At 64.5% G+C, this 14,309-nt stretch carries 9 protein-coding genes; 3 read left to right on the top strand and 6 right to left on the bottom strand.

The genetic code is table 11. The features are described 5' to 3' along the window. Positions 1–114: 114 nt before the first annotated feature. Positions 115–1,836, bottom strand: a complete 1,722-nt coding sequence (locus VSR72_RS41095) for a dihydroxyacetone kinase family protein (RefSeq protein WP_342957911.1) — start codon at positions 1,834–1,836, stop codon at positions 115–117. Between the two features lie 386 nt (positions 1,837–2,222). On the opposite strand from VSR72_RS41095, the gene VSR72_RS41090 reads away from it, so the two are divergent. Next, on the top strand, positions 2,223–4,973 hold the full coding sequence (locus VSR72_RS41090; protein WP_342957910.1) for an EAL domain-containing protein: 2,751 nt from the start codon (positions 2,223–2,225) through the stop codon (positions 4,971–4,973). A 64-nt stretch (positions 4,974–5,037) separates the two neighbouring features. Beyond that, positions 5,038–6,447: a diguanylate cyclase gene (locus VSR72_RS41085; protein WP_342957924.1), complete on the top strand. Its 1,410-nt coding sequence runs from the start codon at positions 5,038–5,040 to the stop codon at positions 6,445–6,447. A gap of 9 nt (positions 6,448–6,456) precedes the next feature. Here the strand turns inward: VSR72_RS41085 and VSR72_RS41080 are convergent, their stop codons facing one another. From VSR72_RS41080 to VSR72_RS41070, 3 genes are read right to left on the bottom strand one after another with little or no spacing between them, the layout of a single operon-like run. Further along, positions 6,457–7,929, bottom strand: a complete 1,473-nt coding sequence (locus VSR72_RS41080) for an efflux transporter outer membrane subunit (RefSeq protein WP_342957909.1) — start codon at positions 7,927–7,929, stop codon at positions 6,457–6,459. After that, entirely contained in the window at positions 7,922–11,110 is a 3,189-nt protein-coding gene (locus tag VSR72_RS41075; RefSeq protein ID WP_342957908.1) for a multidrug efflux RND transporter permease subunit, read from the bottom strand. Before VSR72_RS41075 ends, VSR72_RS41080 begins: the two co-directional genes overlap by 8 nt. Before the next feature lie 12 nt (positions 11,111–11,122). Next, positions 11,123–12,286, bottom strand: a complete 1,164-nt coding sequence (locus VSR72_RS41070; RefSeq protein WP_342957907.1) for an efflux RND transporter periplasmic adaptor subunit — start codon at positions 12,284–12,286, stop codon at positions 11,123–11,125. Between the two features lie 454 nt (positions 12,287–12,740). Between VSR72_RS41070 and VSR72_RS41065 the strand changes: the two genes are divergently transcribed. Beyond that, positions 12,741–13,070, top strand: coding sequence for an RcnB family protein (locus VSR72_RS41065; protein ID WP_342957906.1), 330 nt, complete (start codon positions 12,741–12,743; stop codon positions 13,068–13,070). A gap of 92 nt (positions 13,071–13,162) precedes the next feature. Here the strand turns inward: VSR72_RS41065 and VSR72_RS41060 are convergent, their stop codons facing one another. Both VSR72_RS41060 and VSR72_RS41055 read right to left on the bottom strand, forming a co-directional pair. Beyond that, positions 13,163–13,543: a PLDc N-terminal domain-containing protein gene (locus VSR72_RS41060; protein WP_158762316.1), complete on the bottom strand. Its 381-nt coding sequence runs from the start codon at positions 13,541–13,543 to the stop codon at positions 13,163–13,165. 146 nt (positions 13,544–13,689) lie between these two features. Then, positions 13,690–14,250: a hypothetical protein gene (locus tag VSR72_RS41055; RefSeq protein ID WP_342957905.1), complete on the bottom strand. Its 561-nt coding sequence runs from the start codon at positions 14,248–14,250 to the stop codon at positions 13,690–13,692. Positions 14,251–14,309 lie beyond the last annotated feature (59 nt).

Raw genomic sequence — 14,309 nt, 5'->3', positions numbered from 1 at the left:
ATGAATCGCAGCAGCGATAGTGCGTCGAGCACTTCAGGTAATTCCTCTGGCGGCGGCTACTAGCAAGCACTGCTGCGCTGCGCTCGCCGCCGGTTCGCGAGCGCGGACCCCGCCTCACCCCGCGCCGATATGCGGTTGCAGCGCCTTGAGCCAGCAGGCCACCACCACCGCGCCGCCATCGGGCGTGCCGATCGCGCGCTCGCCCAGATAGCTTGCCCGGCCGGCACGCGGCGTCATGTGCGCCGTGCTTTTCGCACCAGTTTCCGCGGCGCTCACTGCCTGCGCCCAGGCCTCGCTCGCGGAGCGCGCCGAGTTCAGGGCGTTTTCGAGCGCATCGGCGGCGGGAACGAGCGCGTCGAGCATGGTACGGTCTCCGGGCTTTGCGCCACCCAGTTCGCTGATCGCCTCGGCCGCGCCGCGTATGGCGGCCGCCCAATCCCGCGCACCGGGCTGCGCGTTCTCGCCCAGCGTGCGCGAGGCGCGCAGCAGCGCCGTGGCGTAGAACGGCCCGGAACTGCCCGCTATCGCGCGGTGCAATGCCGTGCTCAGCGCGGCGAGCGCGCTTGCCGGCGAGCCGAGCAAGCCTTGCGGCACGGCGAGCATGGCCTGCGCGGCGCGATGCATGCTCGCGCCCAGATCGCCGTCGCCGGCGCGGGAATCGAGGTCCGTGAACAGCGCTTCGTTTTCGATCAATGCTTGCGCAACGGCATCGAGGGCCGGCTTGAGGCGCCGCGTCCACGCAGCGCTGGTCGCATCCGCGGGCACCGCATCCGTCTCCGCGCCCATTTGCACTGCTGAAAACGCAGGCTCGATGCGAATCTGCCGGTTGACCGTGCCGACGCCGGGCCACGCATGCGCTTCGGTCGCGGCGTCGAGCAATGCCAGCTTTGCATCGTCGAGCCGGAGCACGGAGATCGAACAGCCCGGCATGTTGAGCGCCGAGAGAAACGTTCCGGTCCACGCCCGTTCGACCGCCACATGACGGCGATTCAGGCTTTCGAACGCATCGCGCATGATGATCGCCAGTTCCATTTCGGGCGTCGCCCCGAGCCCGTTCACGAGCAGTGCAACGCGCTCGCCGCTTTTCAACGCGAGGTCTTCGACGATGTTGACGAGCAGCGTTTCCACCAATTCGCTCGCCGCCATCGGCACCGTGCGCTCCACGCCTTTCTCGCCGTGAATGCCCATGCCGAGTTCGATTTCGTCGTCGGCGAGGCGAAAGCCGGCTTTTTCCGCGCCGGGCAGCGTGCAGCCATCGAGCGCCACGCCCATCGTGCCGAGATTCTCCGCCACGCTGCGCGCAATTGCGGCCACGAGGCCCAGCGCGTCGCCGCGCGCGGCCGCCGCGCCCGCAATCTTGTGCACTAGCACAGTGCCTGCAATGCCGCGCCGCTGACTGCGCTCCGTATGCCCGCGCAAGGACACGTCGTCGGCCACGATGACGAGTTCGACCGGAATGCCTTCGGCGCGCGCCAGTTCGGCAGCGAGGCCGAAGTTGAGCCGGTCCCCCGTGTAGTTCTTCACGATGAGCAGCGCGCCGTTCGCCCCCGCGCTCGCGCGGATCGCGGCGAGCACGGCGTCGGTGGAGGGCGACGTAAACACCTCGCCGCACACGGCGGCGGTGAGCATGCCTTGCCCGACGTAGCCGCCATGCGCGGGTTCGTGGCCGCTGCCGCCACCCGAAATCACGGCGACGCTGCGCTCGTGCGGGCTCGGCAACGGGTTGCGAACGAGGACGTTTTCGTCGCCGAGCACGGCGATATGCGGCGCGGTGCGCGCAATGCCCTCGAGCATTTCGCGCACCACGAACGACGGGTCATTGACGAGTTTTTTCATGTGAGTCCCTTGAAAAGATAACAGGGGCAGAAACAGCGGACCGCGCGCGATCCCCGCGCGATCCCCGCTTGATCCATTCGCGCCATGAGCGTATTGAAGCACGGGCATCGAATGCGCTCCGGATCCATGCCCCAATCGCCGCGCGAGCATCCCAGCATCCAGGCACCTAGGTAAAAACACCAATCAAAGCGGCACGCCGAATACCCGTTATTCAGACAGTAGCGTCCGATCACGGACTCGCCCGTGCTGTCGCCGTCTGCATGCCTGGAACACCATGGCCCCTCTGCCCGCCTCCCGAGCTGATGCCGGTGCCTTCGCCTGTAACCTGCCCATTCCCGCCGAGCAACGCGGCGCGAGTGCGATGTGCCGATAAGCGTTGCGTGGCAATGAACGTAGCTGAAATATCCGGATCCATTCCGCAGGCATCATCCCGCGCGCCCGGCAAGGGCGTCGCCATTGCGCTGGCCGTGGCGCTGATCGTATGCGTGGCAATCGGCGCGATGCTGAGCGCTAACCTTTCGCGCGGCACGGCCGACTCGCGGCTTCGCCAGGAACTGAACATTACTTCGGAACTCGAAGCCTTGCTCACGCTGCATATCGCCGCGAATACCGACTTCCTCAAAGGCGTAGGCACGGCGGGCTACACGTCGCGCGCGTGGCCGATCAAGCGGGCCGCCGTCGTCGCCGGTATTTACGACCGGCTCGAGCATGATTTCGCCGGCGCGCCGCGCAATGAGCGCACGATCCGCCAGTTGCGGCAGTTGAGCGCCGTCTGGCCCGGAGAACTCGACGCGGCCGCGCGCAATATCGCGCTCGCCGACGCGGGCGCCAGGCTCGAACCCGCGCTGATGCAGCACGCGAACGAAACGCTCAGCTCCATCATGTCGCTTCTCACCGAGCTGCGCTCCGAGCAGCGCGAGCAGATCAAGGTCGTGCAGTTCGGCGCGCAGGCGCAACTCGCACGGCAAAAGATCTCGCTGATCGGCACCGCGACGGCCGGCGCGTTGCTGCTGCTCTTCACGCTGTTCACGAGCCACCGCGCGGCGCTGTCCCGCAGCGCCGCGAGAATCGTCGCGCTCGAGGCCGAGCGACGCTTTCGCGAGTACTTCGAGCAGCATCCGGTCGCGATGCTCATCTTCGATTTGCGCTCCTATGCAATCCTCACTGCGAACGCCGCGGCCCAGCGTCAATACGGCGCGAGCCTGCAGCAACTCAAAGGCATGTCGGTCGAGCAGCTTCGCCCGAAGGCCGAAACCGGCGCGTTCCGGCGCGACCTGCATGGCTACGTCAATTCCGGCGCGCAAGGCGGCGCGGGCGGCGTACGCCGGCACGTGCGCATTAGCGGAGAAGTGATCCACGTCGATATCGCGTGGCATATGCTGGATTATGCGGGCCAGGATGCGTGCTTCATTACCGCGCACGACGTCACGGCGCATGAACAGGCGAGAGAGCATTTGCGCATTCGCAGCCGGGCGCTGGAGGCTTCGAGAAACGCCGTGATCATTTCGCAGAAGGTCGATGGCGAGAGCATCATCACGTACGCCAACGCCGCGTTCGAGCGCATTACCGGGCGCCCGGTGGCGAAGGCGAACGGCGCCGAGCATTGGGACATGCTCGATTGCGATATCTCGTCGTCCGATGCCGATATCATTCGGAGTGCCATGCAATCCGAGCGCGAGAGCGAAGGGTTGCTCAAGTGCTACAAACCCGATGGCTCGCCCTACTGGATCGAGCTGCATGTTGCGCCCGTGCTCGACGAACGCAATCGCCCCACGCACTGCGTGAGCGTGTTCAGCGACGTTTCCGAGCGCATCCGCTATCAGGAGCAGTTGCGCGTGCAGGCCAACGAGGACTCCCTCACGCATCTGCCGAACAGGCTCGGACTCAAGGCGCATTTGCGCGAACTGGCCCGCACGGCGCGCGACGCGCAGCAGAAGTTTGCGCTGGTGTTCATCGATCTCGACAACTTCAAGGAAGTCAACGACTCGCTCGGCCATACCGCGGGCGACGAGGTGCTGTGCGAAGTGGCGCGCCGCCTTTCCGCCAATATCGCGCAGGCCGAAATGGTTTCGCGCTATGCGGGCGATGAGTTCGTCGCCGTGCTGTACGGCCGGGGCAACGTCGATCACTTCGTCGCCGCCGCCGCGAGAATGCAGGAATCCTTGACACATGGCCTGCTGATCGGCAACAAGGTCATCGTGCCGCTGGCCTGTGTCGGCCTCGCGGTGTTCCCCGACCATTCGAGCGACCCGGACTCGCTGCTCAAGTACGCCGACTCCGCCATGTACCGCGCCAAATCGATGGGACCCGGCAGCATGCAGGTGTTCGACATGGCCATCGCCATGCAGCATCTGGAGCGGGCGAGCCTCGCGCAGGCGTTGCGCCTCGCCGTGGCGTCGCGCGCGTTTGCCGTCGCGTGGCAGGCGCGAGTCAACCCGACGACGGGCGAGACGATGGGTTTCGAGGCGCTCGTGCGCTGGCACGACCCGGAGCGCGGCCAGATGAGCCCGGCGCTGTTCATCCCGCTCGCGGAGGAAAACGGCCTGATCGTGCAGATCGGCGAATTCGTTTTCGAGGAGGCCTGCCGGCAGGCCCGCGAGTGGGCGCGCCAGCACCCTGACATCGTCGTTTCGGTGAACGTGTCGCCGGTCCAGTTCGTGCGCGCGGATCTGCCCGCCATGATGGCGGATACGCTCGCGCGCACCGGCGTGAGTCCGCGCAACATCGAGCTGGAAATCACCGAGGGCGTGCTCATGGCACCCCGCTCGCTCGCCACGCTGCGCGCCCTTCGCGAGATGGGGCTCTCGGTCGCCATCGACGATTTCGGCTCGGGCTATTCGAGCCTTGGGTACATTCGCAGCTTCATGCCCGATCGGCTCAAGCTCGATATGTCGTTCGTGAAGGGCATTGGCCACTCGCGTGCGGACGAGGTCATCGTGAAGGCCGTGCTCGCGCTCGGCCATACGCTCGGCATGCGGGTGGTGGCCGAGGGCGTGGAAACGCTGCGGCAACTGGAATTCCTGATCGAGAACGGCTGCAACGAAGCGCAGGGCTACTGGTTCTCACGCCCTGTGGATGCGGCGAGCGCGCAGGCTTACCTGGAGGCGAGCCATGCGGCCAGCGCTCACGCGCGCTAACCTGCTCAGATGGCTCACCGGGCCGCGCGCCATTTTCTATGGCAGCCTGGCGGTCGCCTTCGTCATGGCGTCGCTTTGCGCGATCGTGCTCTACGAAAGCCGACACGACGCCCTGGAGCGCGCCCGCGAGAACTCGCGCAACGTCGCGCTCGTTGCCGAACGCGACATCGAGCGCAACTTCGAGCTCTACGCGCTTTCGCTGCAAGCCGTGGTCGACGGCGTCAGCCGGCCCGACGTCATGGCATTGCCTGCGCATCTGCGCAGCCAGTTGCTGTTCGACCGCGCCATTACCGCGGAATATCTGGGCTCGATCGTCGTGCTCGACGAAGCGGGCAACGTCGTCATGAATTCCGCCACCGACGCGCCGCTCAAGGCCAATTTCGGCGACCGCGACTACTTCACGGTTCAGCGCGACAATCCCGATGCCGGCCTCTACGTGAGCGCGCCGTACCGTTCGCGCTTGCGCAACGGTTCGCCGAGCATTGCGCTGAGCCGCAGGCTTTCGCATGCCGACGGGTCGTTCGCCGGCGTCGTCACGATCGCCATTAACCTCGAGTATTTTCACCAGCTATTCGCCGGGCTCTCGCTCGGGCCGCATGGGGCGATTTCGCTGATCGCGCAGGACGGCACGATGATCATGCGCCAGCCCTACGATCCGGCCGTGGTGGGACGCAACATCCGCAGCGCCAGTACGTTCCGCCACTTTCTGACCGCGAAAGAGGGCAGCTTCTCGGACACGTCGTCGATAGACGGCGTACGCCGCCTGTATTTTTTCCGCAATTTCCCGCGCCAGCCTCTCATCATCATGGTCGCGGAAGCCGAGCCCGATATCTACGCGGCGTGGCGACGGCGCGCGCTGACCATCGGTACGCTCATGGGCACCTTCGCCATCGGCTTCGTTGCGCTCTCGTTCGTGCTCGCCACGCAGTTGCGGCGCAGAATGCGCGCCGAGTCGGAACTGCAACTGCTCGCGCGCACCGACAGCCTCACAGGACTGAACAACCGCCGCACGCTCGGCGAAATTCTCGAACAGGAGTGGCGGCGCGCCAGGCGCGCGCGCAGCGTGTTCTCGCTGCTCTTCGTCGATATCGACCGGTTCAAGGCCTATAACGACACGTACGGCCACCAGGCCGGCGACGACGCGCTTGCCGCTGTGGCGCGCTGCATCGGCGAAAACATCCGCCGGCCCGCGGACACCGCCGCCCGCTACGGCGGCGAAGAGTTCATCGTCGTGCTGCCCGATACGCTGCTGGAAGGCGCCTGCGCGATTGCCGAGAAAATCCGCCATGCGATCAGCGACCTCGCGATCGAGCATGCGGGCAGCGAGTACGGGCGGGTCACGGCGAGCATCGGCTCCGCAAGCTGGTCGCCGGAACAGGATGTCGACGTCACGCAGATCATCAAGGCAGCGGACCAGGCGCTGTACGACGCCAAGGCGCGCGGGCGCAATCGCGTCGCGATGTGTGACGCCTGAGCCGCGCGGCTAGGGATTCACAACGCCGCTAGCTTCGCCCGCGTGATCGGGCCGGGGCGCGTCCTGCCCTCCTCCCAGCGCCACATACAGCGAAGCGCCGTTTTGCAGCGCCGCCGCGCGTAGCTGGATCAATTGCTGCTGGGCCGCGAAGAGGCTGCGCTTCGCATCGACCACTTCCAGGTAGATGGAAATACCGTTCTGGTAGCGCAGATCGGCGGCTTCAGCGAGGCGCGCCTCCGAGTCCACCGCGCGCTCCTGCGCCATGATTTGCTCCTGCAGGCGCTGGCGCGCGATCAGCGCATCCGAAACCTCGCGGAACGCCACCTGAACCGTTTTCTGGTAATTCGCCACGAGTTCCGTTTGACGCGCTTCGGACAGGCGCACCTGCGCGCTGCGGCGCCCCGCGTCGAAGATGGGCAGCGTAACGAATCCGGATATGAGCCATGCCTGCTTGCCGGGCACGAACAGATCGCTCAGTTCGGGAGACACATAGCCGAAATTGCCCGTGAGCGAAACGCGCGGGAAATAATCGGCGCGTGCGGCGCCGATGTCGGCGTCGGCGGCTCGCAACGACTGCTCGGCCGCGCGAATATCGGGGCGCAGCGCGAGCAGCGAGGAAGGCAGGCCCGCGTCGAGCGTGCCGAACTGGTCGGCGTCGGCGAGCACATGGCGCTGCGCCATCCCTGTGGAGTCGGGCAGCGGACCACCGATCAGGACAGCCAACTGATCCCGCTGCTGGCCCGTCGTTCTTTGCAGCTCGGCAAGCTGCGTCTGCGCCTGCGTGACGAGAATGCGCGCCTGCTCGAAGTCCACGAGCGATGTCGCCCCCGCTTCGAGGCGCAGCCGCGCGACTTCCAGTGCGTACTGGCGCGTTTCGAGCGTGTGCTGCGCAAGGTCGATGCCCTCGTTGCCCGAGAGGATGGCGTAATACGTCGCCGCCACGTTGCTGATGAGCGAGAGACGGAAGGCTTCGTTGGCCTCCACCGTCGCCAGATAATTGCGGCGCGCGGACTCGCTCAGGTTCGCCACGCGCCCCCAGAAGTCAAGTTCGAACGACGTGACGGCCACCTGCACGCTGTACTGGTTGAAGTGGATCGAGGTGTTGTTGTTGGGAAGCTCGGGCTCGATCGTGTTGAGCGGCGTTTTGGTGCGCGTTGCGTCCGCACCCACGGCCACTTGCGGAAACCGCGCGGAGCGCTGCACGCGATAGAGCGCCTGCGCCTGCTCGATGCGCGCAACCGATGCCGCCAGGTCGCGGTTATGCGCGAGCGCCATCGCGATCAGTTGCTTGAGCGCCGGGTCGCGGAAAAACGTTTCCCACGTGAGTTCCGAAGCAAGACGCTCGCCGCCCGGCGCGCCGATATCCGCACTCTCGTAGGTGCTCGCAACCGGCAACTCCGGCTGCTGGTAACGCGGGGCGAAATTGCATGAAGCGAGCGGCAGGCACGCGGCGATCGCCATCCACCTGGCAGTCTTAAGCATCGCTCGCTCCCGCGGGCCGCGCGTCTTCTTCGTCATCGTCAGGCGAGCGTTTGCGGCTCAACCACCTGCGCGCCACCACATAGAATACGGGCGTAAAGAAGATGCCGAACAGCGTGGCCGTGAACATGCTGCCCATGATGCCCGTGCCGACTGCCTGCCGCCCTGCCGCCCCCGCGCCCGTGGCGAGCACGAGCGGCAGCATGCCGAGCACGAAGGTCACGCTCGTCATCAGGATCGGGCGCAGCCGCTGGCGCGCGCCGTTTACGGCCGCGCTCACGGTGTCGCTGCCGGCTGCCTCCTCCTTGATGGCGAATTCCACGATCAGAATGGCGTTCTTGGCCGCGAGGCCGATGATGGTCACGAGGCCGATGTTGAAATAGATATCGGCGGAAAAGCGCCGCGCCATGGTGAGAAGCACCGCGCCCAGCACGCCCAGCGGAATGATGAGCAGCACGGCAATGGGAATCGCCCAGCTCTCGTAGAGCGCGGCGAGCAGCAGAAACACCACGACGAGGGAAAGCAGCAGCAGCGCGCCGATCTGCCCGGCCGCCTGCTGTTCTTCAAAGGCCGTGCCGGTCCACTCGTAGGTCAGGTTGCCGGTGAGCACATGGTCTGCAATACGCTCCATCTCCGCGAGCGCCGCGCCGCTTGAGCGGCCCGGGGCCGCTTGCCCCGAGATCGTGGCCGACGGAAAGCCGTTATAGCGTTCGACCTGCTGTGGCCCCGCGGTCCAGTGCACGCTCGTGAACGCCGAAAACGGCACCATCTCGCCCACGTTGTTGCGCAAACGCAGCGCGCCGATGTCCTCGGGCCGCATGCGCTGGTCGGCGTCGGCCTGCATGAGCACGCGCAGCACGTTCCCTTCGTAGACGAAATCGTTCACGTAGTTCGAGCCGAACGCGAGCGCGAGCGCACTGTTCACCTGACCGATCTGCAGCCCCAGCGCGCGCGCCTTCACGCGGTCGATATCGACATAGAGTTGCGGCGCGGGCGGCAACCCGTCGGGACGCACGCCCACCAGCAAGGGGCTGCGCGCGGCTTCCGCCAGCATGCGCGCGCTTGCCTGCTGCAACGCTGCGCCGCCCACGCCGCTGCGATCGAGTATCTTCATCGTGAAGCCGCTCGCATTGCCGAGCGCGGGAATGGCGGGCGGATCGAGTGCGAAGACGAGCGCCTGCGGAATATTGCGGAACGCCGCGTTCGCGCGCCCCACGAGCGCCCCCGCCGAATTGTCCGCGCCCGGCCGCTCCGACCACGGCTTCAGATCGACGAACGACATGGCCGCCGACTGCCCCTGGCCGAAAAAGCTGAATCCCGTGACCGAGGCGATATTACGCACCTGGGGCTGCTGCCTGAGAAACGCCTCGACCTGATCGACGACCTGCTGCGTGCGCTGCGCCGTGGCGCCGGGCGCCGCCGTATACGCAACGAAGATATGCCCCTGGTCCTCGCCCGGAATGAAGCCGCGCGGCAATTGGGTGAAGAGGAAGCCGGTCGCCACGCAGACTGCGACGAATACGAAAAGCCAACGCACCGGTTTGCGCAGCATGGCCTGCACAGCCAGCACGTAGCGCTCGGTGGCGGCGTCCATACCGCGGTTGAATGCGTCGAAAATGCGCTGCTGGATGCGGGCCGGCCAATGCTTTGCAGCGCGCGTGCCGGTGCCGTCGCCGGTCTTCGTCTTGCTGCCCAGCAGCGCCGCCGACATGGCCACGCCCAGCGTAAGGGCGAGCAAGGTAGACAGAAAGATCGAGACCGTGAGCGTGACCGAGAACTGGCGATAGATCGCGCCCGTCGAGCCGGGAAAGAACGCCATGGGAACGAACACCGCAATGAGCACGAGCGTGCTCGCAATAGCGGCGCCCGCAATCTGCCCGATGGCCTTGACGGTCGCGCGCCGTGAACTCAAACCCTCTTCCTGGATCACGCGATCGACGCTTTCCACCACCACGATCGCGTCGTCGTTGAGCACGCCGATCGCCACGACCATGGCGAACAGCGAGAGCAGATTAATCGAGAGTCCGAACAAATAAATGCCCACGCAGGTGCCGATCAGCGCGATCGGCACGACCAGCGTGGGAATGAGCGTCGCGCGCCACTTCTGGAGGAACAGGAAGACGATGACCGTCACGAGCAGCAACGCTTCGACCATCGTGCGCAGCACGCCGCTCAGCGAGGTGGTGATGAACGGCGTCGTGTCGAACGGCACGACCCATTCCATGCCCTTCGGGAAAGTGGGCTGCAACTGCGTGAGGCGCTCCCGCACGGCTCTTGCCACGGCCAGCGCGTTCGCGCCGCTCGCGAGCTGGATCGCGATCCCGGCGGACTCCTTGCCGTTCACGCGAAAGCGAAAGCCATAGCTGTCGTTGCCCAGTTCCACGCGCGCGACGTCGCCCACGCGCACCGTGGAGCCGTCCGGGTTCGAGCGCACGATGACCTCGCGGAACTGCTCGGGCGTAGAAAAGCGGCCTCGCATGACGATCTGCGCATTGAGTTCGGCCCCCGGCGCAAGCGGCTGGTCGCCAAGGCTGCCACCCGCAGTCTGGCTGTTCTGCTCCTGGATGGCCGTCATCACTTCGTTGGCCGAAATACCGAAGCTGTTGAGTTTTTCCGGGTCGATCCATATCCGCATCGCATACGACGAACCGAACAACTGCGCATCGCCCACGCCGGGAATGCGGCGCAATTCGTTGACGATGTTATTGGCGGCGAAGTTGCCCAGTTCGACGGCCGGGATCCGCCCATCGGCCGATTGCAGCGCCACGAGCATCAGAAATCCCGACGACGCTTTCGTGACGCTCACGCCCACCTGCCTCACCTCCAGCGGCAAGCGCGGCTCGACGCGGCTCAAGCGGTCCTGGACCTGCGAGAGCGCGACATCGAGATTCGTGCCGGGCCTGAGCGTGACGGTGATCTGCGCCGTGCCGTTCGAGCGGCTTTGCGACGACATGTAGAGGAAGTTGTCGACGCCATTCATTTCGTCTTCGATGATCGACGTGACCGTGCGGTCGAGCGTGTTCGCGTCCGCGCCGCTATAGACCGCCGATATCGTGAGCGAGGGCGGCGCGACGTCTGGGTACTGCTCGACCGGCAGCAGCATGAGCGCGAGGCCGCCGAAGAGCGTAATGAAGAGCGCAACCACCCACGCGAAGACTGGCCGGTAGACAAAGAATCGGTTCATGGGGCGCGCCGCTCAGGAGTGGCCCGCGGCGGCGAAGGGCTGGGCGTCCACGCGCTGCCCCGGCTGCACCCTTTGCCACCCGTCGACGATCACGCGCTCACCCGGCTCCAGCCCATCCTTCACGACCCATTGGCCCGCTTCCTGCGGGCCGAGAACGACATTGCGCCGCACGACAGTGCCGTCGCCGGCGACGAGCGACAGGCTTGCCCCGCTGTTGTCGAACTGCACGGCGCGCGCGGGGACGGCGAGGCCGTTCGGTATCGTGCCGATCACGATGCGCCCGCGCACGAACTGCCCCGGCAACAAAATGCGCGACGCATTGTTGAAGCGCGCGCGCAGCACCTGCGTACCGGTAGAGGGATCGACGACGAGATCGGTGAAGTCGAGCACGCCCGGCTCGCTGTAGTCGTCGCCGTTCGCGAGCGTGAGCCACACTTGCGCGCGGTCCGCAGCCGGCGCCGCGAGCGAGCCCGACGCGATCTGTTTGCGTACTTCCAGCAACGAGATATTCGACTGCGTGAAAACGGCGTTCACAGGCGTGAGCTGATTCACCTGCGTAAGCAAGGTCGCGCCAGCTGCGCTGACCAGCGCGCCTTCAGTCACGAGCGCGCGCCCCACACGGCCCGCAATGGGCGCGCGAACCGTGCAGCGATCGAGGCGAAGCAGCGCGAGCGTCACTGCGGCGCGTGCGTCCGCAACATTCGCGTCCGCTTGCTGTAGCGCTGCCGTCGCGGCCTCGAATTCCTGGGCGCTCACCACCTGGCGCGCCACCAGCGGCTTGAAGCGCGCCACTTCCGATGCCGCGTTGCCCCGCACCGCCTGCGCCCGGTTGAGCGCAGCCTGGGCCTGCTGCAATGCAGCCTCGTAGTCGCGCGAATCGATGAGAAAGAGCGGCGCGCCGGCGCGTACGTCGGTGCCCTCCTCGAAGAGGCGCCGCTCGACGATACCGTCTACGCGGGCGCGCACCTCCGCCGAGCGGATCGCTTCGATGCGCCCTGGCAGCTCGACCACGCGGGGAATGGATTGTGCCGCAACCGTTTCGACCAGCACGCTCGGCGGCGGCGGCGCGGCGCCGCTCTGGGCTTGCCGGTCGCGGCATCCGAAGCCCGCCAGTAGCAACGTTGCCGCAACGACGATCAGGCACAGTCGATAGCGTCTGGGTTCGCAGTTAGACACGCAAGGCTCCACCGAAAAATAGAGACGGTACGCGCGCGCCCGGTACGGCTCATTGCGCATGCACTCGGCCAGCTTATTGCGATGTTCACTCAAACTGCGATTTGCGGCCCCCTATGTGCGCAATCCGCAAGGCGAGAAGCGCGCGAAATGCCGTTCGACGTTTCAATCGTTATCTAACAGATATCGCTTTCATGCATTCACAGGAATTACGCAAAATCGCCGCAAAATCAATCACTCGTAAATTTCTTGAAGTCGGAATTCCCTTTACTACTATGGATAGACGCTTCACACCCTTATTCACACCACTAGATTCTTTCACTTTCCAGCCATTGCCCAGATGCTTTTAAGGGCACGTTCGCACAGCTGGATATCACGGCTTCCGGCATGTTCTATAACCGAAGAAGCCATCGCTCATGGCGACGTCAATCATCTTCCTACCTCAGGAGATCGAATCATGAAAAGCCAACTCGTCCTCTCAGTCATCGCTGCACTCCTCCTCGGTGTTTCCGCTTCAGCAATGGCGCAAGACGCAGCATCGGGTGCAGACCAAAGCCAGGGGACAGGTCGCCAGCAGGTCATGCCGACCATGCCGCATCGCGACTGGCACGAGGGTCAGCAGGTTCCGTCCAAGTATCGGCACTACAACTTCGTCATGAACGACTGGAAGTCGCATAACCTGGACGCACCGAAGCGCGGCCAGCAATGGCTGGGCGTGAACGGCGACTACGTGCTGGTGTCGAGAAGCAACTGGAAGATCGCGAAGATCGTTCCCGGTGCTGAATGAGTGGGATGACGCGTGGGGCTACGTCACCGTAGCCCGCGCTATGGTTGAATGATTCAGGCATGGACGGTTGCCATGCCTGCTGGCTGCCCTTCTCAATCGACGAGCCGCGAGCGAAGACGCTTGTACTCGTCGTCTGAAATCGATCCTGTCGTTCTCAGCTTGTCCAGCTTCTCGATTTCGTCCGCGACGCTGTAGCCCACGATGTGGCGCAGTTCTTCGCGCGCCTTCTGCGCGCGCTCCTGGTTACGATGCGCCATGTCTCTGCCCTGCGTGAGGACATAGGCGAATATGCCGATATAGGGCAGAACGATCAGGAAGATCACCCAGACGATCTTCATGAATCCCGATATGTCGGTTCGGCGAAACAGGTCACTCGTGATCGTGATGAAAAGCCAGAACCACAGAATGAACATGAATATCGAAAACGCATCGATAATAAAGTTCGAAAACGTGAAGCCATTTGCGAAGATCATGAATCGCCTCCGTCGGTTTTGCGTGTGGAAAACGGCAACTGCGTGGCAAGTACGTGGCAACAGCGTGGCAACTAAGCGCCGACACCGTATCCGCGCGAAACGTAATGCAAGGACGTGACGCGGCCGCCGGCTGCGCTTTTGTCAGATCAGATCAGAGTGCGCCTGCGCGCCTGGCCGGCAAACGGCACCGCGGCCATGGAAATGAGATCCAGCCCGAGGAACAGTCCGAGCAAAGGTAACGGCACGCTCGGGAAATTGGCGGCCAGAAATATGGCGAGCAGGAAAGACAGCGCTGCGCTGACAATGCCGATATTGTTGACCTTCACGTCCTGCCCAACCGACGCGATGATCTTGAAGAATCCGTCGAGCACGAAGAAGATCATCAGCATCACGGTGAGACCGCGCGCCCGCGCGCTGTCATTGACCAGAATGAGAATGCCGATGAGTATGGGCACGATGACCGGTGGAATGCGCCTGATAGCGAGTTTCCAGTCTTTCGTCGTAAAGAGATTCAAGGCGTGCACGAAGCCGCAGAACAGCAGCATCCTTGCGATGAAAAGCGTTCCGATCAAGGATCGTGTCGTGAGCGACAAGGCGATGCAGAGAATTCCCGCTGCGACGAGAAGCGTTGAGCTGGCAATCGGAAAAATAGCACGCTTTTTCATATTCGAATGTAACTGCATCATTACGGTTACATAGCTCGGCATATCTGACTGCGCGTAGTCTTGCCGAATTATAGGCTTAAGCGAAATTAAGCGTTCTACGA

Origin of the sequence: Paraburkholderia sp. JHI869, from assembly GCF_038900775.1 — a bacterium.
Taxonomy (GTDB): domain Bacteria; phylum Pseudomonadota; class Gammaproteobacteria; order Burkholderiales; family Burkholderiaceae; genus Paraburkholderia.
This window is presented reverse-complemented; position numbering and strand designations above follow the sequence as displayed.

Bases quoted from the DNA above. Each gene is read 5' to 3' on its own strand.
- VSR72_RS41095 (WP_342957911.1), bottom strand. From the start codon at position 1,836: ATGAAAAAACTCGTCAATGACCCGTCGTTCGTGGTGCGCGAAATGCTC.
- VSR72_RS41090 (WP_342957910.1), top strand. From the start codon at position 2,223: ATGAACGTAGCTGAAATATCCGGATCCATTCCGCAGGCATCATCCCGC.
- VSR72_RS41085 (WP_342957924.1), top strand. From the start codon at position 5,038: ATGGCGTCGCTTTGCGCGATCGTGCTCTACGAAAGCCGACACGACGCC.
- VSR72_RS41080 (WP_342957909.1), bottom strand. From the start codon at position 7,929: ATGCTTAAGACTGCCAGGTGGATGGCGATCGCCGCGTGCCTGCCGCTC.
- VSR72_RS41075 (WP_342957908.1), bottom strand. From the start codon at position 11,110: ATGAACCGATTCTTTGTCTACCGGCCAGTCTTCGCGTGGGTGGTTGCG.
- VSR72_RS41065 (WP_342957906.1), top strand. From the start codon at position 12,741: ATGAAAAGCCAACTCGTCCTCTCAGTCATCGCTGCACTCCTCCTCGGT.
- VSR72_RS41060 (WP_158762316.1), bottom strand. From the start codon at position 13,543: ATGATCTTCGCAAATGGCTTCACGTTTTCGAACTTTATTATCGATGCG.
- VSR72_RS41055 (WP_342957905.1), bottom strand. From the start codon at position 14,250: ATGCCGAGCTATGTAACCGTAATGATGCAGTTACATTCGAATATGAAA.